Annotated in this window: 3 protein-coding genes; all 3 read right to left on the bottom strand. The window is 64.3% G+C overall.

What is annotated here, in order from left to right:
* Positions 1–9: 9 nt before the first annotated feature.
* Genes GF068_RS38630 through GF068_RS38620 form a run of 3 tightly spaced genes read right to left on the bottom strand, consistent with a single transcriptional unit; the run spans position 10 to position 24,049 of the window.
* Positions 10–720 carry an aspartate/glutamate racemase family protein gene (locus tag GF068_RS38630; protein ID WP_153824569.1) on the bottom strand — a complete coding sequence of 237 codons (711 nt, stop codon included), beginning with the start codon at positions 718–720 and terminating at the stop codon, positions 10–12.
* Positions 717–14,141 (bottom strand): non-ribosomal peptide synthetase, encoded by a 13,425-nt coding sequence (locus GF068_RS38625; protein ID WP_153824568.1) that lies wholly within the window; start codon positions 14,139–14,141, stop codon positions 717–719. Before GF068_RS38625 ends, GF068_RS38630 begins: the two co-directional genes overlap by 4 nt.
* Positions 14,141–24,049 (bottom strand): non-ribosomal peptide synthetase, encoded by a 9,909-nt coding sequence (locus GF068_RS38620; protein WP_153824567.1) that lies wholly within the window; start codon positions 24,047–24,049, stop codon positions 14,141–14,143. The genes GF068_RS38625 and GF068_RS38620 overlap by 1 nt, the downstream gene beginning before the upstream one ends.
* Positions 24,050–24,099: the final 50 nt, after the last annotated feature.

Raw genomic sequence — 24,099 nt, 5'->3', positions numbered from 1 at the left:
ACCTCGAATCTACGTCCCGGGGCGGACGATGTCGTAGAAATCACGGGCGACGATGCAGAACGCATCGATCGCGCGAATCGAGCTACTCTTGCGAGCGTCGAGGATCTTGGCCACGAGGTGGAACTCCGTGCACCCCGAAATGAACGTCCGCGTCCCGTACTTGTCGAGCAAGCGTTCGATTGTCGGCAACGCCATGTACGGCTCCTTGCCCTTCTTGAGGACATCGAAGATGAGCGCCATGATGACCTCCCGATCCGTGCGGTCGGGTTCGACGATCCGGTCGGCGTTCCTACATCCCTCCCGAAACAGGGCCTTGTCATAGGTGCCCAAGGTGGCGAGGAGCAGCGCGGGCTCGTCGATCTTCTCGAGCTCGCGATCGACGATGCTCATGATCGGAAGTACCTTCCTTCTGGCCTCCGAGGTGATGCTCAGAAGCGAATAATGCGCCGTGCAGCAGCCGATCAGTATGCGATCGCAGAGAGGATCTAGGCGCCGGAGCTGGGTCTCCATGAACACGCGGAGACGCCCCTCGTTCTTCGTGTAGATGCTTTCATTGCGATCAGGCGCCGAGGGGAGTGAGAAGAGGATGACCTGTGGAGCAGCCTGCTCCGCGGGCTTCGGGTTGTATTCATAGATGGTCCGGACGAACTCGGCGGAGACGACAGGGCCCATGCCTCCGAGGATGCCGAGCGTGGGGGACGGCTGATCTGCGACGTTCATGCTTCCTCCGAGGAATCGAGCTCGGCGAGCTGCCTGGCGATGACGCGCGCGATCGCCTGGACGTGGGGCTCTTCGAGCATGCTCATGTGCATGCCCGGAACACGGATCGGCTCCACGGTGGCGAGCGCCGACCAGCCTTCCACCTTCCTTCGACCGAGCTCTTCGCCGTCGCCTTCTGCCACGAAGAACACGAACGGCGTGGGTACGAGGTCCCGCGGAACATATGGCATGCCTCTATTGGCTTGAAAAACATTCAGCAACCCGCGCACGTGCATGAGGCTCGCTCCAGGCGCGAGGACCCCTACCTTCTCGAGGCAGCCCCGCAGGACGGCAAAGCGCTCGTCCGAGGCGAGCGGTTCGAGCTCGTCGAGCGTGACGGAGAAGACCTCACCGAACGTCGTCTCGACGCCTGCAATGAAGTCCACGATGACTTGCTCCTCTTTCAGATCAGTTCTCTTGAGTTTCACCATGTCGGGCGAGCTCGAGTCGAAGACCCATAGGTTCGCCTTTTCACCGGCCCGGACGAGCTCCTGCGCCATCGCGAAAGCCACCCTTCCGCCCCAGGAATGGCCACAAATGCGATACGGTCCTCGAGGAGACACAGCGCGGATCTCGGTTATGTAGCGGTCGACCACGTCATCGATCGTCGAATAGGGCCTCGTCACACCGTCCAGACCAACCGTCTGGAGGCCATGGACGGGCTGCTCGGGTCCGAGGTGCTTCGCCAGACCATGAAACCCGACGACGTTGCCGCCGAGGCCAGGGACGCAGAAGAGTGGGCGCCGCTTGCCTTGAGGCTGGATGGGCACGAGCGGAGCCCAGGCGTAACTCTCGTCGGTGCTCGTGAGGAGGTGCGTCATTGCCTCCACCGTGGGGTGCTGGAAAATCGCGCCCAGGGGTAGGCGCTTGCCGAAGGCGTCCTCGACCTTCGCCATGAGCCGCACCGCGAGGAGTGAGTGACCGCCGAGCTCGAAGAAATCGTCGCGAACGCCAATGGACCCGACATCGAGGACCGACGACCAGATCTCGAGGAGTCTCTGCTCGTGGAAGTTACGTGGCGGGACGTACTTCTGCCGCTGCGCGGGCTCCAGGTTGGGTCGCGGCAACGCTCGGCGATCGACCTTCCCGCTCGTGTTGAGCGGCAATTCGTCGAGCGCAACGAACACGGAGGGTATCATGTACTCGGGCACCAGGTCTCGCAGGAAATGGCGCAAGGCGACGGTCGTGGGCACGGCGGAGAGCGCGCGCCCTTCCCCTCGACGCCCGACGAGGTATGCGATGATTTGCTTCTGCATTCCCTCGCCGAAAGTCGTGACTGCGACACGCTCTACGTCCGGGTGCTGCGAGAGAGCCACCTCGACGGCGCGAAGCTCGACGCGGACGCCGCGAATCTTGACCTGCTCGTCGCGGCGCCCGAAGATAGAGATGGATCCATCGGGCCGATAGCGGCCCACGTCGCCGGTGAAGTAGAGCAGATCCTGGGGATCGTCCCGATATGGGTTCGGTGAGAATCGCTGCCGATCCGCCTCCGAGCCATTGATGTAGCCACGCGTGCGGAACGGCGTCCGGATGACGATCTCGCCTGCCTCTCCGACGCCGCAGAGACGGCCGTCACGAAGTACGAGCCCCTGGGTCTCTGGCATTGGATGGCCGATCGGCTGTACGCCTGCGACGGGGGGATCGGGGACCTCGTAGTAGAACTTCGTCATGGTCGTTTCCGTGGCCCCATAAAAGTTCATGATCGTTGCCCTGGGGAACGCCCTTCGTAGGCGGTGGACCCATACGTCGCGCAGAGGCTCGCCTGCGAGTACGACGCAGCGAAGGCTCTCGTTCGCGCGCCCCTCCGCAATGTCCGAGAGCCACGTCTCCGCCAGGGAGGGCACGGTATGGATGAGCGTGATGCGATCGCGCTCGAGCCACTCGATGAGCCGGCGCCCATCGACCAAACCGTCATCGGGGTGTAGCGACAGCGAGCCTCCGCTCGTGAGGGGAAGAAAAACGTCGCGCAAGATGGCGTCGAAGGAGAGCGCGATGAGCATCGCAACGCGGTCGCCTCGACCAACACCGAGCTGCCTCCTCTCCCATTGCAAGAAATGCGAGAGCCCCTTGTGAACGCCCAGCACGCCCTTGGGAACGCCTGTGGTACCTGAGGTGAAGAAGATGTACGCGGGCCCGTTCGGCGATATCGCGCGCGCGCCGAGGGGCGCCGGAAGCGCGCTTCGGTTTGCGAGGCCCTGGTGGGGATCCACCCGGATCTCCCGGAGGGTACGGTGCGAGAGGCTGTTGACCTCGTTGTCGTCGGGAGTGAGCGAAACTGCGTACTTCGCGCCCGACGCGTCCAGCATGGCGGCGAGCCGTGGCCGAGGCAAGCTCGGATCGAGAAGCAAAAAACCTCCCCCAGCGTCGAGAACGCCGAGCATGCTCGCAACGAGACCGAAGCTCTTGCCCCCATGAATGGCAACAATGTCACCGTGCTGAACCCCGAGCTCCACGAGTGCATTCGAGATGGCGGTAGCGTTCTGCGCGAGGTCACGGTATGTCCAAGCCTCCTTGCCGCGCACGAGCGCGATGGCATCGGGTGCACGCTCGACCCATTCCGAGAACATACTCGGCACGGACGCGGAGTCCGGCTCGAGGAGCACCGCCCGTGGATCCGGTAGGAGCGCACGCGCGCGCTCCGTGACCAGCGAATACTCGTCGACCGGCCTCGTCGGATCGTCGCAGATTTGGTGGAGCAGGTGTTCGTACTGATCGAGCAGATGCTGGATGCGGTCCGCAGTGAAAAGCGCGGCATCGTACACCGCGCGGAGCTCGATCGCACCCTCGAGGTCCACGGCATACAGCGTAAGATCGAACTTCGCCTCCACGCTCCACCGCGCCGTCTCCTCCACGACTCGAAGACCGGGTAGTTCGAGCGCAGCGGTTTCCGCAGGCACCATATTGAACACCACCTGAAAGATGGGGTGATGGTTCACGTGGCGCGCAGGAGAGAGCGCAGCGACAAGCTTCTCGAATGGCACGTCCTGGTTTGCAAGCACATCCTGCACCACACGCCGCACGTTCCGGAGCAGCTCCGCGAAGGGAGGATTGCCGGAGACGTCGATGCGCAGTGCGCTCATGTTCAGGAAGAGCCCGATGAGCGGCTCGAGCTCGACATGGCTGCGTCCGGCGATGGGCGTGCCGATGACGAGGTCCTCCTCCCCGGACCACCGCGAAAGCTCGAGTCCGAAGACCGTGAGGAGCACGGTGAAGAGCGTGGTATCGTTTCGCCTCGCGAGCGACTTGGCGGAACGGGAGAGTACGGGACTGAGCGAGCGCGAGACGGATCCACCCGCGGAAGACTTGTGTGCGGGGCGCGGGAAGTCCTGGGGCAATGAAAGCATCGGCGACGCCCCTTCGAGTGCATGCACCAAGGACGTGACTTTGCCCTGCATGGCCTCGCTCGAGAGGTGCGCTCGTTGCCATGCCGCGAAATCAGTGTACTGGTTCGAAAGCTCGGGCAGCGGCGAAGGTTTGCCTTCCCTGAACGCGGTATAGAGCGCCCTGAGCTCGCCGAGGAGCACGCCTGTCGACAAGCCATCCGAAGCGATATGATGTATGTCGATCGATAAGACGTGCTCCCCCTCCGAGACTCGATGGAGATGCGCCCGCAAAGGCGGCTCCTCGTCGAGCCGGAAAGGCCGCGCCGCCCCGTGCGCGGCGACATCGACAACCGGAAGAACGAGCGCCGTCGGGAGGATGACCTGTCGCGGCTCGCCGTCCATGATGACGAACTTCGTGCGCAGAACCTCATGTCGGCGGACGATCTCGCGCAAACTCTTTTGGAGCGCTCCGGCGTCGAGATCACCGAGGAGCCGGAGGCGCAACGGCATGTTGTATGCCGCGCTGTCCTCAGCGAGCCTGCTCAGAAACCAGATTCGCTCCTGGGCTTGCGACAGTGGTAACGGGCCATCGCGGTGCGCCTTCGGAATGATCCGCTCGATCCCTGGCTTGCTTGCACGTAGCTCGTCGATACGCGCTGCCTGTGCGGCGACGGTCGTGTTCTGGAGAAGGACGTGCAAGGGCGGATCGATGCCGAGCGTCCTTCTTATCCGCGCCGCCACCTTCACGACGAGCAGGGAATGTCCCCCGAGACCAAAGAAATCGTCGGATGCGTCTACGCGAGGAACCCCTAGCACGTCACGCCAGACCTGGGCCACGACCTCCTCCGTGGACGAACGGGGAGCTGCGTCATCGTCGCGCATGTCGACACGAGGCGCATGATCGTCGAGAGACGACCCGACAGCGACAGATTCGCGCGCTCTCGGCAAAGACAGCTCCGAAATCCGCTTGTTCGGGGCTCCGATCGCATCGATGAGCATGGCGTGGAGGTCGTCCCACAACTCGATGACCGGGGCACGGTCGACGCGGGACGTGTCGAAGGCGAGGGTCACGCCGGTACGCTCAGCGTCGTGATGGATTGCGACGGAGAGCGCATTCTTCGCATTCATGACGGTCGCGGGCACGTCGAGAGAGTACGGCGACCATCCACTCGGCATGCTCTCTGCGCCCGTGACTTCGAACAAGGTCACGTCGAAAAGCGGTGATTGACCCTTGCGGCGCGCCATTCCCTGGTCGCCCACGACGACATCAAAAGGAAGCGCCTGGTGGCGGTAGGCCTCGATCGCCGTCTCCCGCGCCCGGGAGATCCAGGCGCGGAAACTGGGGTCGCCGTCGAGAACCACCCGGAGCGCGATCGTGTTCGTGAAAAATCCCAGGATCCCCTCGGTGTCCAGGGCCTCACGGTTCGCGACGACGGTCCCGATGACGAAATCAGTTTGTCCTGAAAGTCGAGCGAGAAACGCCGAGACCACGGCATACCACACCATGAACGGCGTGCAGCCGATCGCACGAGCAAGCGCTCCGAGGGGGCGGGTCGTCTCGGCCCCGAGGCGGAACGACACATGTGCCACGGGGCCGGGCCCGCCTTGACGCGGGGCACGCAGGATGGGTAAAACGAGCCTCGGCGCCCCGGTGAGCAGCGTCTTCCAGTATTCGCGCGATGACTCGAACTGGCCTCCTTCGAGCGCGTCCCGTTCTGCGCGCGCATAATCGGAGAACTGGAAGCGCGACGAGGCGATCGCGGCGGCCTCCCCCCGGCGGTACACGTCGTAGAGCGCGGCCCACTCGCGCACCAGGATACCGGTAGACCACTCATCGGTGATGATATGATGTTGATGGAGCAACACGAAGTGCTCCTCCGCGGAGACGCGAGCCACGAGCACCCGCGTGAGCGGGCCACGCTCGAGATCGAACGGCGTCGCGACCTCCTTCACGAAGAGATCGCGGAGCGTCGCTTCGCGCGCGGCCTCGAGGAGCACGGAGAGATCCTCGACCTGGAAGCCAATGGCTGCCCGATCCCGTATCACGCGGGTGGGCGCGCCAGAGTCCTCCGGATAAACCGTACGCAGGATCTCGTGTCTCTCGCCCAACGCGAAGAGGCTCTGGCGGAGCGCCTCTGGCTCCAGTACACCTACGATCCGGAACGAACGTGGTACCTGGTACGCTCGAGCATCCGGATGAAGGCGCTCGAGAAACCAGATGCGGCGCTCCGTGCTGGAAAGGTCGAAATACGGCGGAGCGCCGCTTTCTCGCGGCCGGAGCGACACACCAGCGGCGAGCTTTGGCCGTGCCTCCGTCTCATCGATGAGCGCCGCAATGGCCTCGATCGTCGGTCGCTGGAAGAATGTGGCCATGGAAGGCGCATACCCGAGGGCCGACTTCATCGCCGAGAGCAGACGAACGACGAGCAGGGAATGGCCGCCGAGAGCGAAGAAGTCGTCGGTCGGCCCGACGCTCTTCACGCCGAGGATTTCTTGCCACAATCCCATGAGAACGCCCTCGGTACGCGAACGCGGCGCTCTTCGAGCAGAGCCCGGGTCGTACACGGCGGGCGCCGGGAGCGCTCTGCGATCGATTTTCCCGTTGGGTGTGCTCGGTAAAGCGTCGAGCATCACGAATGCAGATGGAACCATGTGCTCGGGCAACATCGCCCGCAGGTGATCGCGCAGCTCGCTCGGTGCGACCCCACCCTTCGATGGGGTGACGTAGGCGACGAGCCGCCTGTTCCCCGGCGCCTCGTCGCGAGCGAGGACGGCGCATGCCCGAACGGCGGGATGCGTGGAGAGGACCGACTCGATTTCGCCGAGCTCGATACGAAATCCTCGGATCTTGACCTGGTCGTCGATGCGCCCGATGAACTCGAGGTTGCCATCGGCGCGCCATCGGACGAGATCGCCGGTGCGATACATTCGCGCTCCAGGCTCGGACGAAAACGGGTCGTGGACGAAGCGCTCCCCCGTCAGCTCGGGTCGATTCAAGTATCCTCGCGCGACGCCGGCCCCGCCGACGTAAAGCTCGCCTGGCGCGCCGACCGGCAAAGGCTCGCGCCGGGCGTCGAGCACATAGACGCGCACGTTGGCGAGCGGACGACCCAGCACCGGGACCGAGGATGCGTGGATCCTCGTCGCGGTGACATCGACCGTACACTCGGTTGGACCATAGACGTTGAATGCCTCCAGAGGCTCCGCGCGCGAGAGGCGCGACCAGGTCGTGCCATCGATGGCTTCCCCTCCAACGAGAATGCAGTTCGGCGCTCCCTCGCCGCTCCTGCACAGACCCGCGTCGAGGAGCAGCGCGACCTGCATCGGGGTGCAATCCAGCACGTCAATCGCTCGCGTCCTCAGGAACTCGACGAAACGCTCGGCGTCGAGCCGAGTCTCCTGCGGCACGACGACGATGGTGTCACCGAACAAGAGCCGGAGCCATTGCTTGACCGACGCGTCGAAGGAGAGCGACGCGCTCAGCGCGACGCGCAGCGGCGACCGGCGTCCGGCATGAACCGCGCGATCCAGGGCAAAGGCGAGGTTCAAGGCGGACGGGTGCTCGACGACGACCCCTTTGGGCCTGCCCGTGGAGCCCGATGTGTAGATCGCATAGATTGCATGGCGTGGGCGAACCCCCGTCGCCGGAGGTACATCGGACAACGTCGACCACGGGCAAGGTGCCTCATCGAGGCACACGACACGCGCCCTGAATTCAGCCGTCCGTGCCTCGAGATGGGTTTGCGTCAGGAGCACGGGCGCTCGGGTATCCTCCAGGACGAACCTCACGCGCTCCGCTGGCCACGAGGGCTCGATGGGCACGTACGCGCCGCCGGCTTTGAGGGTTCCGAGCAGGCCCACCATCATCGCGAGCGATCGATCCACGCACAGCCCTACGAACACCTCCGGCCCTACACCGAGGGAGCGCAGGTGATGCGCCAACCGATTCGCTCGGGCGTCGAGCTCTCCATAACTCATCCGCTGCCCTTCGTACTCCAACGCGATCGCATCGGGAGCCCTCCTTGCCTGCTCCTCGAAATGCTCGTGAATGCATCGGTCGAACGGATACGTCACCCGCGTATCGTTCCATTCTACGAGGAGGCGTCGCCGCTCGGAAGTCGCCAGCAGCCGTAGCCGCCCAATGCGTTCTTCCGGGTGGGCCACGATCTCGGCGAGCAATGTATCGAAATGATCGACCCAGCGTCGGATGGTCGATTCATCGAACAGGTCCGTGTTGTAAAGCCAATGCCCAGCGAGCCCGCCCACACGCTCGGTCACGTGCAGCGTCATGTCGGTCCGGGTCGTGCGTATGCCGAGCTCGAGCGGGGAGACACGAAGACCTGGCAGCGACGGCTCGACATCCGGCACGTTTTGCAGAGCAAACATCACCTGTACGAGCGGGCTGCGACTCGCGTGCCGCGCCGGCGAGAGTTCCTCGATCAGGCGCTCGAACGGCAGGTCCTGATGGTCGAACGCCTCCTCCGTCGTCCTCCGCACCTGCGCCAGGAGCTCGATGAACGTGGGATCCCCCGCGAGGTTCGTCCGAAGCACCAGGGTATTCACAAAGAACCCGATAAGGGGCTCGATTTCCTGACGATTTCGGCCGGCGATGGGCGCGCCAACCACCACGTCCTCCGCACCGGAGAGACGCGAGAGGAGAACATCGAAGGCCGCGAGCATGACCATGAAGAGGGTCGCCCCGGTCCTCCGGCCCAGCTTCGAGAGTTCCGAGGTGACCTTCGCGTCGATGCAGAACGACACCAGGGCGCCACGATGCGTTTGCACAGGTGGACGGGGGCGATCCGCGGGGAGCTGTAGAAATTCGGGCGCCCCCTTGAGCTTTTCCATCCAGTACACGAGCAGCGGAGAATGCTCCTCCCCTTCGAGCCGCCGGCGTTGCCAGACGGCGTAGTCCGCATACTGGATCGGCAGCGGAAGTAGCACCGGCTCTTCGCCGCGCGCGAAAGCCGTATAAAGCGCGGTGAGCTCTCGCCAGAGGACTCCTATCGACCACCCATCAGCAGTGATGTGGTGCATGTGAAGGAGAAGGACGTGCTCGTCGGCAGCCAGTCGCAGCAGACGAACGCGCAGCATGGAGTCGTTCGCGAGGTCGAACGGTTTTCCCGACTCGATCTCCGCCATCCGCTCGACCTCGATGTCGCGCGCCTCGGCGGGCATGTATCCGATGTCCACGACCTGCAATGTGAACCCGACATCAGGGTGGATGAGCTGACGTAGCTCGGTGCCCTCCAGCGTGAACGTCGTGCGGAGGACCTCGTGGCGACGTACGATGTCGCGCAGCGCGCGCTCGAGGGCTCGGACATCGAGATTGCCGATCACCCGCAGTGCCCCGAAGACGTTGTACGCCACTCCGGCGCCCCATCGATCCAGAAACCAGAGCCGCTCTTGCGCGAACGACGCGGGTATCGGCCCCTGCCGGGACGCCGGCGTGATGGCGTATCCCGACCATTTCGTCTCCTTCCGCGCGGCAGCGTCCAGGCGTTCGGCGAGCGCAGCGATCGTGGGTTTGGCGAAGAATTCCTGGAGCGGAACCTCTCGCGTGAACGAGCTCCGTAGGCGCGACACGACCTGCGTCGCCAGCAAGGAATGTCCGCCTAGCTCGAAGAAGTTGTCATGGATCCCGATGGGATTCATGCGAAGGACATCGGACCATATATGAGCGACGGCACTCTCCGTCTCGGTGCGGGGCGCCACGAAGGTTTGGCGCGAAGCAGACTGCTGTGGCAGGGGCGCGGGGAGCGCCTTCCGATCAACTTTGCCATTCGGCAAGAGGGGCAGCTCGTCCAGCGTCACCCAGGCTGCAGGGAGCATGAACTCCGGCAGCTTCGCCGACAGCTCGGCGCGAAGGAGCGGAGCGAGGCGGCGGTGCTGCTTTCCAAGGAGGGGGTTGTTTGCGTATGCCCTCCAGGGCAGTGGCCGCGGCCATGATGCCCCCGTCGTCACGTCTCCGTGCGCTGCTTCACTCCCGCGCCTGAAGAAGGTGACATCCATCGTCCCGATGTCGCCACTGGAAGACCAGGAGACGTCGACATCATAAGGCAACTCGTCGCTCAGCGCGAAGAGATCCTCCGGATCCACACCTTTCGGTGCCTCTGCAATGGCTCTGCGGAGGTCGGAAATGCGAGCGTCATGCGACTGTGCGAGCCACACGAGCGTCCGAGACTCCGCGACGAGCCGCGCATTCGGCACGTTCGTGATGCGGACACGATCGGGCCGAGCCGAGGCGAGCCACTCCTTCAGGGACGCCAGGGTCCACGACGAGCGCGTGAACTCGTCGTAGCGCCCGGGCCTCGTTCGCGCGACACACGCCGCGCCAGCGTCCGAAAGGCGCAAGACGACCTGATAACGGAACCGCGTGAGCTCGTTGTGGATGCGGCCCCGTTTCATACGTAGCCCGACACGGTCGATCTGCGACCACATCGATCGGAGCGCAGAGAAGAACTGCGGATCGAAGAGCAGTTCCTCCTCGTCGAGGATTCTTTGCTCCACGAGCGCCGCGAGCTCGGACCGCCGCATCTCCTCTGGAGCCCGATGCAGCTGCACCGAGGCGTGATACGCCTCGAGGAGCTTGAAGCTCCGCACATCACCGATGTACACGGCCCCGCCCGGCGACACCGCCCGCATCGCGCCTTCGACGACGCGGAGCATATAATCGACGCTCGGAAAGTACTGAACGACCGAATTCAAGATCACGACGTCGAAGAAACCCTCGGGGATACCGGAGAAGTCGTCCGCCATTCGCTGAAGCAGCTCGACGTGCTCGAGGCCATCGAGATGGCGCCTCATTCGCTCGACATGCGCGAGTGCCTTGGTGGCTTGGTCCGTGCCCCAGTACGTCTCGCAATCCGGCGCGATGCGGGCCAGGAGCAAGCCCGACCCACAGCCGATCTCGAGCACACGCCGCGGGCAGAGTGAGCGAATCTCCCGCACGGTGACTTCAATCCACTCGGCCATTTCAGCGGCAGGAATGGGCCGCCCCGTATAACTCGAGTTCCAGCCGATGGTATTGAAGGCCGCATCACCGTTATCAGACACTTCGGCGTAGGTCTCTTCATAGAGCCGCCGCCATTGATCGACGCGCTCGTCTTGCATCGCGTCTTCGCCCGGTTCTGGTACGACGTACGCCACGAGCCGCGCCTCGCCCTTCGTATCCTCGCGGAGCAGGACCGCCGCCTCTCGAACGGCAGGATGCTCGGAGATGGCGGCCTCGATCTCCCCCGGCTCGACGCGATATCCCCGGACTTTGATCTGCTCATCGGTGCGCCCCAAAAACTCGAAATCACCGTCTGGGCGCAGCCGGGCGAGATCCCCCGTCCGGTAGAGCATGCCGTCGCCAAAGGGGCTCTCGACGAAGCGCGAAGCCGTGAGCTCGGGCCTGTTCAGGTAACCACGCGCCACACCCGCCCCGCCGATGTAGAGCTCTCCCGGGACGTTGATGGGCGCGAGAGCCCCCCGCGGCTCGAGCACATATGCCCGCGTGTTGTCGATTGGGCGCCCTATCGGCGGGGCCTCGTGTGAATCTACGCAGCGCGTTGCCAGGGACCAGATCGTCGCTTCGGTCGGGCCGTACAGATTGAAAAGACGGCGACCGTGGCCCCAGAGCCGCACGAGCTCTGCTGGACACACTTCACCTGCGACGTTGATCGTGTGCAGGTGCGGGAGCGGCGCGGAGGAGAGAAGCGAAAGCACCGAGGGCGTGAGTGTGGCGACGGTGACGCGGTGGCGCGCAAGGAATGCTTCCAGCGGTCCGCCGGGCAGCAGGGCCTCGCGCACGCCCATGCAGAGCGTGGCGCCGACCGAGAGCGCCATCCAGATCTCGAACGTGGCGGCGTCGAAGGATATCGAGGCGAACTGGAGCACGCGGTCACTCGGCCCGAGCTCGAAGATGCGCCTCCCGGACTCGACGACGTCGAAAAGGCCCTGGTGCTCGACGAGCACGCCCTTGGGTTTTCCCGTGGTGCCCGAGGTATAGATGACGTACGCGATGTTCGTTGGACTGGCGTCGCGCGGAGCAACCTCGGGGGACGACGATGCAATGGCTGCAGCATCAGCCTCTGCGTCCAGGCACAACACCGCGACGCCATGCCCGAGTCGATTTGCAGTCCCGACCGTGGTGACCACCAACAGGGGCCGCGCGTCCTCGAGCATGAGCGCGAGGCGCGCCTCGGGGTAGTCTGGATCGAGCGGCAGATATGCACTACCGGCCTTGAGGATGGCGAGGAGCGCGACGATGAGCTCGATGCCACGCGGCAGGCAGATGCCGATGATCGTCTCCGGGCCGACACCTCGTGACTGGAGGTACTTTGCGAGTCGGTTCGCGCGAACGTCGAGCTCGCGATACGAGAGCGTCATCGTTCGGGCCCCATCGTCGAACATCAACGCCGCGGCATCGGGCGTCTGCTCGACCTGCGCCTCGAAGACGCGCTGGATGCCACCCTCACGCGTGCACATCGCTGTGGGCCCGCTGCTTTTCGCCAGGATGAATGCCCGCTCGGCGGGGTCGAGCATGGGCAGAGAGCTGATCCTCACTTTCGGCTGAGCCACGACGCCGGCAAGCAGCGTCTGGTAACGGGCGATCATTCGCTCGATGGTGCTGGATTCGAAGAGCGTGATGTCGTAGACCCAATGGCCGGTGAGCGCGCCATCCCGCTCCGTGAGATGTACCTCGAGATCGAGCCGCGCGTACTGTGCCTCATCGGGGATTCGATCGACCACGAGCCCCGGCAGCGAGATTTCTCCCTCTGGCGTATTGTGAAGCGCCAGCGCGACCTGGACCAGGGGATTGAAGCCCGGATCGCGCTCGGGTGCGAGCTCCTCGACGAGGCGCTCGAATGGGAGTTCCTGATGCGCATATGCATTTCGAGCTGTTCTCCGCACACGCGAGAGCAGCTCGAGGAAGGCCGGGTCGTCCGAGAGATCGGCACGGAGCACGAGAGTGTTGACGAAAAACCCGATGAGCGGCTCGAGCTCCGCCCGGCCGCGACTGGCAATCGGTGCGCCCACCAAGACATCATCTTCGCGGCAACAGCGGCCGAGGAGCACCTGGAATGCCGCGAGCAACGTCATGAACAGGGTTGCGCCTGTAGAGAGCCCCAGAGTCGCGAGTTCTCGCGTGAGCGTTGCGGGGATTCGAAACGGGATCGATGCGCCGCGGAACGCCGCTGCACGGGGGCGTGGGTGGTCCGTGGGGAGCCCGAGCAAGGCCGGCGCGCGCGCCAACGCCTTCCTCCAATACGAAAGGAGCTCGGTGAGAGCGTCACCCGCGAGGCTCCGCCGCTGCCATGCCGCGTAGTCGGCATACTGTATCGGGACGTCGGGCAGTGGCGATGGTCGCCCGTCGGCGAACGCGCCATAGAGGGCCTCGAGTTCGTGCACGAGCACGCCCATCGACCAGCCGTCCGCGGCAATGTGATGAAGCGTCAGGCAGAGGACGTGATCGCGGCTCTCCTCATCGTCTGTCCCACACGCGAAGACTCTCGCGCGCAGCATCCGATCCTGTGTCAAATCGAAGGGGCGCCGCGCCTCCTCGCGGGCGAGACGTCGCAGCTCCGCTTCCTGCTCCTCCGGAGCAAAATGACGGAGGTCGACGATGGGAAGCGCCATCGGCTCGTGTGCATGGACGACCTGACAGGGCTCCCCGTCGCGCTCCGAGAACGTGGTTCGCAGGCTCTCGTGGCGACGCATAATTTCATCAATGCTTCGTCGGAGCGCGTCGAAGTCGAGCGAGCCACGGAGGCGCAGCACAATGGGCATGTTGTACGCCCCCGCGCTGCCCATACGATCCAGAAACCAAAGACGCTGCTGCGCAAAGGAGAGAGGGAGCACCCCGCCGCGCGGCACAGGCTCGATGGGCGACTCCTCGTCTTCCACCACGACCTGCCGGAGAAATGCGATGATGTCGTCCCTGCGGCGCGAAATCTCCTCGCGCAGCGCATCCGTGAGGACGCCGCGCGGCGCCTTGAAACGAAGGCGGTCCCCCTCGACCCAGAGCTTCACGCCGCGCGCGCGAGCGTCCTCGAGCAACTGTTCGATGGTCATCACAGCTCGCCCTCTTCTTCCTCCATGCCTCCTTCGTCCGACGTGCGCGCCGCCCTCGCGCTGCTCGCTACGAATTCACGCGACAGTGTCGCGTTATCAATGAACAAAGCGAGTGCAGCAACGGTGGGCAGCTCGAAGATGCGCTGGAGTGGTAATCGGACGGAGAAGGCACGGTTGAGTCGGGCAATCACCTGTGTCGCCATGATAGAATGGCCGCCAAGCTCGAAGAAATCGTCGTGTACACCGACGCTCCCCCGACCGAGGATGTCCTGCCAGATGGCAGAGATCGTCGCCTCGGTCCTCGTGCGTGCCGCCACCGAGGAATCCTCGGATCTCGTCGGTTGGGGCATCGGCAAGGCGGCTCGATCGACCTTCCCGCTCGTCGTGATACGGGGGATCTCTGGAAGGACAACGATTCGTAGTGGGATCATGTGCTCCGGCAGTGTCGCCCGCAACGCGTCGAGGACCTCCTCCTCGATCCTCCCGCCGCGCCCCTCGGCGGAGACGACGTAGCCGACGAGCGCTCGCTGGTTGCCGATCTCCTGCACGACCACCGCTGCGTCCCGCACCGCAGAGAGCTTTCGGATGTTCGCCTCGACCTCCTCGGGCTCGACGCGATACCCACGAACCTTGACCTGGTTGTCGATCCGCCCCAGGAAATCAAGCGTTCCATCGGGCAACCACCGGACCATATCCCCGGTCCTGTAGAGCCGGCGAGGGCGCGCTTCGCCGTTCGGCCCCGGCGGCGGCGGTGGTAGGGTATCGATCACGATGAACTTCTCCTGCGTGAGCGCGGGCTGCCCCAGATAGCCTCGCGCAGGGCCGATCCCGCCGATGTAGAGCTCACCCGGGACGCCCACAGCGACCGGCTTCTGATGACGATCGAGCACGTAGGCGGCGCGATGCGCGAGCGGCTTGCCGACGGGGATGCGGGGGCCTTTCGCATCGAAGTCACGCGGCACCTCGTATACGGCGGCGGCGACCGTGGCCTCGGTCGGACCATAACAATTGAAGAGACGGACGTGCTCGGCGAGTTGCGTTCGGCGCCATGGCTCGAGCACATCGGCGGGCATGACGTCCCCTCCGATAATCAGGTTGCGCAAGCGATGGCCCGAGAGCAGCGCAGGGTTCTCGAGCCACTCCATCGTAAGTCCACGCCAATGCGCGCCCGACGTATCGAGAACGGATACGCAGAGCTCGATCAGCTTTCGTGTGAACGCACGCGGTTCGAGGTCCCAGCTCGGGAGGACGGCCGTAGCACCGGCAAGAAGCGCAGGGAAGAGCTGCTCGACCGAGGCATCGAAGTGGTACGACGCAAGGACGAGTACGCGGTCGACCGGAGACAGGGAGTAAAACCGTGTATAATGCACGCAATGCGTGACGAGCGACCGATGCTCGACTTGCACGCCCTTGGGCTGCCCGCCCGACCCGGACGTGTATATGACGTACGCGAGGTCGCCGAGCGCGACGCGGCTCTCGGGTGCCTTCATGGGACGCGCCAAAGAAGCCGCCCCCCCGTCGCGCGGCAGGACGACGATACGCGCATCGCAAGGTGGCAATGTCGATGCGAATGCCGGCTGGGTGAGGAGGAATGGCGCGCCGGTGTCCTCTAGAATGAACGCCACACGATCCCGAGGGCTCTTGGGATCGATCGGTACGTAGGCGCCGCCGGCCTTCAGCACGGCGAGCATTCCCACCACCATCTCGGTCGAGGCCTCGACGAGCATCGCGACGAGCGTCTCGCGGGACACGCCGAGCTCGCGGAGATCGTGCGCGAGACGATTCGAGCGCTCGTCGAGATCGCGGTACGTCAGGCAGCGAGAACCTGCCCCCATCTCGTCGAACACGATCGCCACAGCGTCCGGCGTTCGTGCACATTGCTCCTCGATGAGGTGATGAATGCATTTATCGGGGGGCGCCTCGCTGGCCGTGTCATTCCATTCGATCAGGATCTGTCGTCTCTCCTCGGGCGTGAACATCTCGAGGTCGCGCACGCTACGCCATGGGTCAGCGACGATGGAAGCAAGCAACGTCCTGAAATGGCAGGTCATCCGTGCGGCCGTCGCCGCGTCGAGGCGCTCCTCATCGTAAACCCATACACACGTCAGGCCACCTTCGCCCTCGACGATGTCGACCTCGAGATCCATCCGCGCACGCGTCTGCTCGAGCGGGAACGGCGCAACCGAGATCCCCGACAGCTCGAGCGAGGCAGTCGGAGCGTTCTGTACGGTAAACAGGACCTGGACGAGCGGATTGCGGCCCGGGACGCGCTCGACGGCGAGCGCGTCCACGATCCGCTCGAAGGGCAACTCTTTGCGGTCGAACACCCAAAGTGCCTCCGCCCTCGTGCGACCGAGGAATTCCATGAACGTCGGGTTCCCCGTGAGATCGGCGCGCAGTACAACGGTGTTGACGAAGTAGCCGATCAGCGGCGCGAGGGACGCTGGTTCACGATCGGCGACGGGGGTTCCCACGAGCAGATCGTCCACTCCCGTATGACGCGACAGAAGCACCTGGAAGGCGGCGAGCGTGACCATGAAGAGGGTAGCGCCGCTCTGCCGGCCAATGCGCCGTAGCCCCTCCGCGATTTCCTGGTCGAGCCGGAACGTCACGCTCCCCGCGCGCCTTTCGCCATGCCGTGACGGCGCAACGGTGTCCGTCATGCTCGGCAGGTCGAGCAGCGTCGGCGCACCGCGGAGCCTCTCGCAGGCAAGACCGAGCTCACGCTCGAAGACCTCCCCCCGGAGCAACTCCCGTTGCCTGACCGCGTAATCGGCGTACTGGACCGATAGCTCCGGCAAAGACGAAGGCTTCCCGCGCGAGAATGCAGAATAGAGCTCCGAAAGTTCGCGAGAGAGAACGCCGATGGACCAGCCATCGGAGGCAATGTGATGCATCGTCAATAGCAGCACGAATCGATCTTCGCCAAGCCGAAGAAGCCGGCCGCGCAGCATGGGACCTCGCTCAAGATCGATACGCTCGTCTCCGTCGGTCGCGATCCACGACCGGAAGGCGTCGTCTCTCGACCGAGGAGCGAGACCCGAGAGGTCCACGATACGGAGGGAGAACGCTGGCGGGGATCGAATGATCTGCCAAACCTCACCCCTCTCCCCGAGGAAGCTCGTCCGCAGGACCTCGTGGCGCCGCACGATCTCCTGGAGTGATCGCTCGAGCGCGGGAACATCCAGCGGACCTTCGAGGGTCACGGCGAATTGACTGTGGTACGCGCGGCCCAGGCCGAGCTGGTCGAGCAACCATAACTGCTGCTGAGCAAAGGAGGCGGGCAACGCGCCGTCGCGCGGAGCCTTCTGAATGCTCGCCGGAGCGGCGACGCTCCCCTCGGCGAGGCTCAACGCATCGACGTGCTCCGCAAGAGCTTCGATGGTCGGCCGCTCGAAGAGGGCGCGCAAGGGGACGCGCACGCCGAACGCGTCGCGCATCCTGCTGATGATCTGCGTCGCCATCAGCGAATGCCCGCCGAGGTCGAAAAAATTGTCGCGGATGCCCACTGCCTCTGTGCCGAGCGCATCTTGCCATATGCGCGTGATCGTGCTCTCCGTTGCGCTCCTGGGCGAGCCGCCGCGGGCTCGTGGTGCGCTCCGTGCCTTCGTCGGCGGGGGCAGGGCCGCGCGATCGACCTTGCCATTGGCTGTCAAAGGAATAGCGTTCAGCACGATGAACGCCGAAGGTACCATGTAGTCGGGCAGGCACGCCGAGAGGTCTTGCCGTAGCGCGAGCGGGAGCGTGCGCCGCAGCTTACCGAGCATGGGGTCGTTGGCATAGGCAGAAAGCGGTTTCAGCGTCTCGACGCGACGACGAATGCCAGGGGCGGTCGCGCCCTCCCGCAGGAAGGTCGCTTCAATGGTCGCGCCGGTGGGATCCTCCGCGCAGCCAAGCTCGACGCGGTAGGCGTGCTCCTGACCGAGCGCCCACAGGTCCTCCGGATCGACACCGAGCGGTTCCCCCGAGCACGCGTCTCGAAGCGCGTCGACGGTCTCCTCGTGATCGCCGCCCAACCACTTCAGCGCGCGGAGCTCGCGCGATAGGCGAGCATTAGGGATATTGCGTAGTAGAAGGGCGGGCGCCTCCGAAGCTTGGAGCTGCCTTCCGAGATCGACGAGGGCGAGGCCCTCGCGCTGGAAATCACGCCATTCGGATGTGCTCTCGCTTCCGCCCGCGAGATCGTGATCCTCCCGCGTAGGCCCTACGCGGAAGATCACATGATATCGGAACTGATTGAGCTCGTTGTGAACGCGCCCGCGCAGGAGCCGTATGCGTACATCTTCGATGCCCGGCAAGATTCGAGGCAGCGAGAGGAAAAAGCCAGGGGCGAGCAGGAGCTCTTCCTCATCCTCCGCCTGCTGCGCGAGGCGCGCGGCGAGAGCGCTGCGCACCATATCGCTGGGAGCCGTATGGAGCGCGATCGACGCGTGAAGCGCCGGGAGAAGGGCGAGGTTCCGCAAATCTCCGAGGAAAACGTGGCCGCCTGGCCTCGTCGCGCGCAGGGCGCCTCGAAGGACCCGGAGCAAATAGTCTGTGCTCGGGAAATACTGCACGACCGAGTTCATTACAACGAGGTCGAACGATTGATCGGCGAGCCCATCAAAATCGTCGGCCATGCGTTGCAAGAGGCGGACGGAGCGGAGGTCGTCGTTCTCGTGCACCAGCCGATGCGCCCACGCAATCGCCTGAGGAGAGCAATCCGTACCCAGGTAGGTATCGCATCGAGCTGCGATTCGGGAGAGGACCAGTCCGGACCCGCATCCGATATCGAGCACACGCGTGGGTTGCAGGGCTCGCAACTCCGCGACCGTCCCTTCGAGCCATTCGTTCATCTCGGTCGCTGGGATGGACTCGCCCGTGTAGCTGGAGACCCACCCGGTAAAGTCAAACGCATCGGCGCTCGCCGTCGATGCTCCGTAAACATCTTCGTAAAGGCTTTGCCATTCCTTCACGTGCTGGATTTCTACGGACTCGCGATCGCGGGTCGGGACGACGTAGGCAACGAGCCGTTTCTCCCCCATTTCGTCCTCGAACGCTTGGACGGTAGCGTCCTTCACGCAGGAAGCCTCGCGAAGAGCCGCTTCGATTTCTCCAAGCTCGATCCGGATTCCGCGCGCCTTGACCTGGTGATCGATTCGCCCGAGGAGCTCCAGCTTGCCATCAGCGCGAAGCCGCCCGAGATCTCCCGTCCGGTAGACACGCCCCTTGACGAATGGGTCGTCGATGAACCTTTCACGCGTGAGCTCGGGGCGATTCAGATACCCTCGCCCCACCCCGGATCCGCCGATCCAGATCTCACCGGCGACGCCGAGAGGCGAGAGGTCCCCGTGGCGGTCGACGACGTAGATGCGAGCGTTGGGAACCGGACGTCCCAGCGGGAGCGGCTGCGCAGGGACATCGCAAACCACTGCCGCCGACAGCAAAGACGCCTCGGTCGCGCCGTACACATGGACGAAGCGACGCCCCCTCCGCCACCGCTCGACGAGAGCAGGCGGGCACGCCTCGCCCCCGACGTGTACCATGCGCAAGTCGGGCAGGTCCGCCGGTGGTAGCGTCGATAACGTCGAGGGAGTCACAGCCATCACCGTGATACGGTGACGCGATAGGAAATCGAGCAGCGTTTGTCCTGACGCGAGCTCGTCCACGCAGGCCGTGTGAAGCGACGCGCCGACGCGAAGGGCCATCCAAATTTCGTAAGCAGAAACGTCGAAGCTGGGGGAGGCGAACTGGAGGACGCGATCGTCGCTCGTCAAACCGAACGTTCGGACCTGCGCCTCGGTGGCATTGACGAGCCCTCGATGATCGAGGAGCGCTCCCTTCGGTGTACCCGTGGAGCCGGATGTATAGATGACGTACGCCAGGTTCTCGGGACCGACGCCGCTGTCCGGGTTCTCCTCGCCGCGCGATGCCATGGCAACGTCATCGCCGTCCATACGGACGAGGCGCGCGTGCGAGGGCGGGAGGCGCCCCACGGATCGCGCATCCGTGACCACGACAGGCGGCCTCGCGTCCGACAGCATGAAATCGAGGCGGGCGCTCGGGTAGCCCGGATCCAGCGGCAGATAAGCGCCGCCAGCCTTGAGGATGCCGAGCATACCGATGACCATGTTCGCCGAGCGCGGGAGGCAAAGCCCGACGACGGTCTCCGGACCGACGCCAACGCTCCGTAAATGGTGCGCCAGGCGGTTCGCCTGCGTGTTGAGCTCGTGGTATGTGAGGCGTTTCTCGGTTTGCCCGTCGTTGGAGACGAGCGCGACGTTCTCGGGGGTGCGCCGGCATTGCTCCTCGAAAAGCTGGTGGGCGCAGCGGGCCTCGCGAAAATCGACGTCTGTATCGTTCCATTGATCGACGATCCAGCGCCGCTCGGCGGCGGTGAGCAGGGGTAGCTCGGAGACCCTGGCGTCCGGACGCTCGGCGGCTGCGCGGAGGACCGTCCGGAAATGGCCGATCATGCGTTCGATCGTGCCACGGTCGAAAAGATCGGCGTCGTAGAGCCAGTATCCCGTCACCTCGTCGCCTCGCTCGAAGAGGTGAACCTCGATGTCTGCGCGAACGATGTGCACGTCGATGGCGAGCTCGCGAACATCGAGCCCCGGCAGGACGAGGTCAGCCATCGACGCAGGTTGCAGCGCAAAAATGACCTGGACCAAGGGGTTGTGGCTCAGGGCGCGTTCCGGTTTCAGCTCCTCCACGAGCCATTCAAATGGGAGTAACTGATTCGCATGAGCCTCCTGGCCGGCCTTCTTGGTTTGCGCCAGCAGTTCGAGGAACGTGGGGTCCCCCGTGAGGTCGACGCGGACGGGGAGCGTATTGGCGAAGAAACCAATGAGCGGCTCGAGCTCTTGTCGAAACCGGTTCGCGATGGGCACGCCCACGCAGAGATCATCCTGACCGCTATGGCGCCCAAGGATCACCTCGAACCCCGCGAGCAGCGTCATGAAGAGGGTTGTGTCCGTCCTCCGGCCAAGGTCGCGGAGACATCGGGTGATCTCCGCGTCGATGAGGCACTCTGCCCTGCCTCCCCGGAATCGCTGTATGGGGGGGCGCGGCCGGTCGGTGGGGAGTTCGAGAAGCGGCGGCGTGTGTTCGAGCCGCATCTTCCAGTATCGCGCTTCCGCGTCAAGGGCACCGCAGCTCATCCATCGACGTTGCCATGCAGCAAAATCCGCATATTGCACGGACAGCGCAGGGAGAGGCGGCGGTGTTTCTCTCCGGAGGAACGACGTGTAGAGCACGTGGACGTCATGAACGAGGACCCCATACGACCAACCGTCCGATGCGATGTGATGCATCGTGAGCAACAAGACGTGGTCGAGAGGTGTGTCCCCAGGGGCACCGAGGCGGAGCAGGCGCGCACGCAACAAGAGGTCGACGCCGAGATCGAAGGGTTGTGAGGCCTCCGTTTGAGCTCCCCTTTCTATCTCGCGCTCCTGCTCCTCGATGGGCAAGTGACGCAGATCCACGAGAGGAACCGAGACCGGAATGGGATCGCTCACGCGTTGGCACGGAAGCCCATTCTCGACGTGGAACGTGGTGCGCAGGCTCTCGTGGCGACGCACGAGCTCAGAAAGCGCCCAGGACAACGCCGCGACGTCGAGCTCCCCCATCATTCTCACTGCCGAGAAGTTGTTGTATGACGACGCGGTCCCGAGCTGATCCAGGAACCAGATGCGCTGCTGCGCGAATGAGAGCGGGATCGGGCGCGTTCGACCGTGCGGCTCGATCACGAGGAGGCCATCGCCCTTGTCCCTCCCCATGGCGAGGTCCCGCGCCGCGTAGCGAAGCGACTCGATATGGGTGGCAAGACGTCCGGCGGTCCTGTGCTCGAACACGACGTCGAGGTTCAGCGACGCGCCGACCTCGCGCTGGAGCCTGTTGAGCACCATGACCGCGCGGAGCGAATTTCCCCCGAGCATGAAGAAGTCGTCGTGGATGCCGACGCGCTCGACCCCCAGCGCGTCGACGAAGAGCTCGAGGATCCGCCCCTCGAGCTCTGTGCGAGCGAAATCGAATTGCGGTGCGGGACGTGCCCCATGATTTCGACGGCGTATCGCCGCTAGAATATCCTCGACCGAGGAAAGGTCGCGAGCGATCCGCTCGAACACGCGGGCGCTCGGGCCAGCACCTCTCTTCGCGACAGGTGAGGGCTCTTCGTCACGCTTGGCGGGCTCTTCCTTGCGTTCGTCCGGGTGGAACTCGAGCATGGCCATCGCGGAGGCCTGGCAGCGCACCGTCCACCCGCCGTCGCCGTCGTCGTGTACCTCGCCGACGAGGGCGCGCACGAACTCACATGCAGGGCGGTTTCTCGCATGGGGCCTCACGGGCACGTCGATCCAGGTGATTCCACGCTCGACCGCTATTGAGCCGAGATGACGCATCACGCGATGCTCGACACCACGTCCGAGCACGCGGCAGCTCAGGAGAAGTGTGTCGGCGACGAGCGTATCGCTCCGCGTCTCGAAGAGGAGCAAGCCGACGAACCCGTAGGCCCCGAAGCGATCGGAGACGGTAATGGACATGCATTCGATTGCACCGGAGCGGCAGAGGTCGGAGAGCTCGACCTCGCTGCGCCTGCGTAGCGTCGTATTGAACTGGTTCGTGCGCTGGGTGAGCTGCGCGGCTCGGGGCAAGCGTGCGAGGTCGAGCGGTGCGATCTCGACCTCGAGACCAAGCCCGGCGATGAACTCGGCGAAATTCAGGGTTGTTCGCTGATAGCTCGATCGCTGCGTATTCTGCTGATAGAGCTCCGTTCGGCTCCGGTCTTCCTCCGTGACCGCGAGCTGATCGAACGCCCATACGTGCGCGAGGAGCGATTGGATCCGGCTCGCGTCCCCGGGAAGCTCGAGTGTGAGGACCTCAGGACAGCGGTCCCTCATCTCCGCGCATTCGATGGGGCTGTCGTCGATGAAGATGAAGCTGTCCAGGCCGACGCCGAGCTCCCGCGCCAGGTCGCGCACATTCTCCGGCTTGGGGCACCAGTTGATGCGACTCGCCACGAAATGCCTACGTTCGAGGGGCATGCCGCGTCGCGCGTCGAGAACGGCCCAAACGTCGTCTTCCTCGTTTTTACTGCAAATGCAAAGGAGCTTGCCTTTGGCTTGCTCGGCGAGGACGAACTCCTGCAGGGCCCAACGGGGCGCGTCGACGATCACGCCCTGGGGCCCGTCTTCGGCCGCGACGCCACGCCACATAGTTTGATCACAATCCAGCACGATCACTTTATGAGGCGGTCGGAGGAGTGCGGAGACCTTACGAGCAATGAGGGTCCCCAGCGCACAATAGAAATGAATCGTGTAGGGTATGTACCCACGCGTCTCTCCGATCGGGTCGTACCATTCGGGGGTTTGGTACACCTTGGCGAGTGCGTCGCTGGTCACGACGTGCACGCCGTCGATCATGTTGGCGGCTCGGGCGAGCTTCTGCTCTGCATCCGAGAGCAATACGCGCCTCTCGGCGTCAGCGGCGGGATTGCCTGGACAGATGAAAACGAAGTATGGACGTCGACGCGGCGCAGCGCAGAGCGAGCGGACGAGGTCGTCCACGGCCCGAGCGAGCTGTTCTCCGGGGAGGCCCGGGGAACTTCCTTCGGTAAGCCAATCCTCAAGGCGGACGAGGACCACATTCGCACCAGAACCGCTGCGAGCGAACTCGCTCGCAGGATCGAGGAGCTGCTGGAAGACCTGATTGTAGGGCGCGAACAGGATCTCTGCGAAAATTTCGAGTTCGGCTATCCAGAACGCCAGCGTGTCGCTCAGGGGCTCGCTCGAGAACGTCGCGGCAATGACAACGGTGGTGCGTGCCTGCGTAAGCAGCTCGGAATCAAGCTTAACCGCAACTGTGTCTGCCATAAACTCATTCAAGCAAGCATGGGCTTCACGGGTTCGCTGGCGCGACGACGCGGGCATGAATCATGCTCACAATTTGTAGCGTAACTGTCGTCACAACGATGGGCTGG

The sequence above is a fragment of the Polyangium spumosum genome, assembly GCF_009649845.1.
In the GTDB taxonomy this organism is placed as follows: domain Bacteria; phylum Myxococcota_A; class Polyangia; order Polyangiales; family Polyangiaceae; genus Polyangium; species Polyangium spumosum.
Note: the sequence above shows the minus strand (reverse complement) of the source record. Positions and strands in the feature narration are given on the sequence as shown.

Excerpts from the sequence above, each read along its gene's own strand:
- GF068_RS38630 (WP_153824569.1), bottom strand. The coding sequence starts at position 720 with ATGAACGTCGCAGATCAGCCGTCCCCCACGCTCGGCATCCTCGGAGGC.
- GF068_RS38625 (WP_153824568.1), bottom strand. The coding sequence starts at position 14,141 with ATGACCATCGAACAGTTGCTCGAGGACGCTCGCGCGCGCGGCGTGAAG.
- GF068_RS38620 (WP_153824567.1), bottom strand. The coding sequence starts at position 24,049 with ATGCCCGCGTCGTCGCGCCAGCGAACCCGTGAAGCCCATGCTTGCTTG.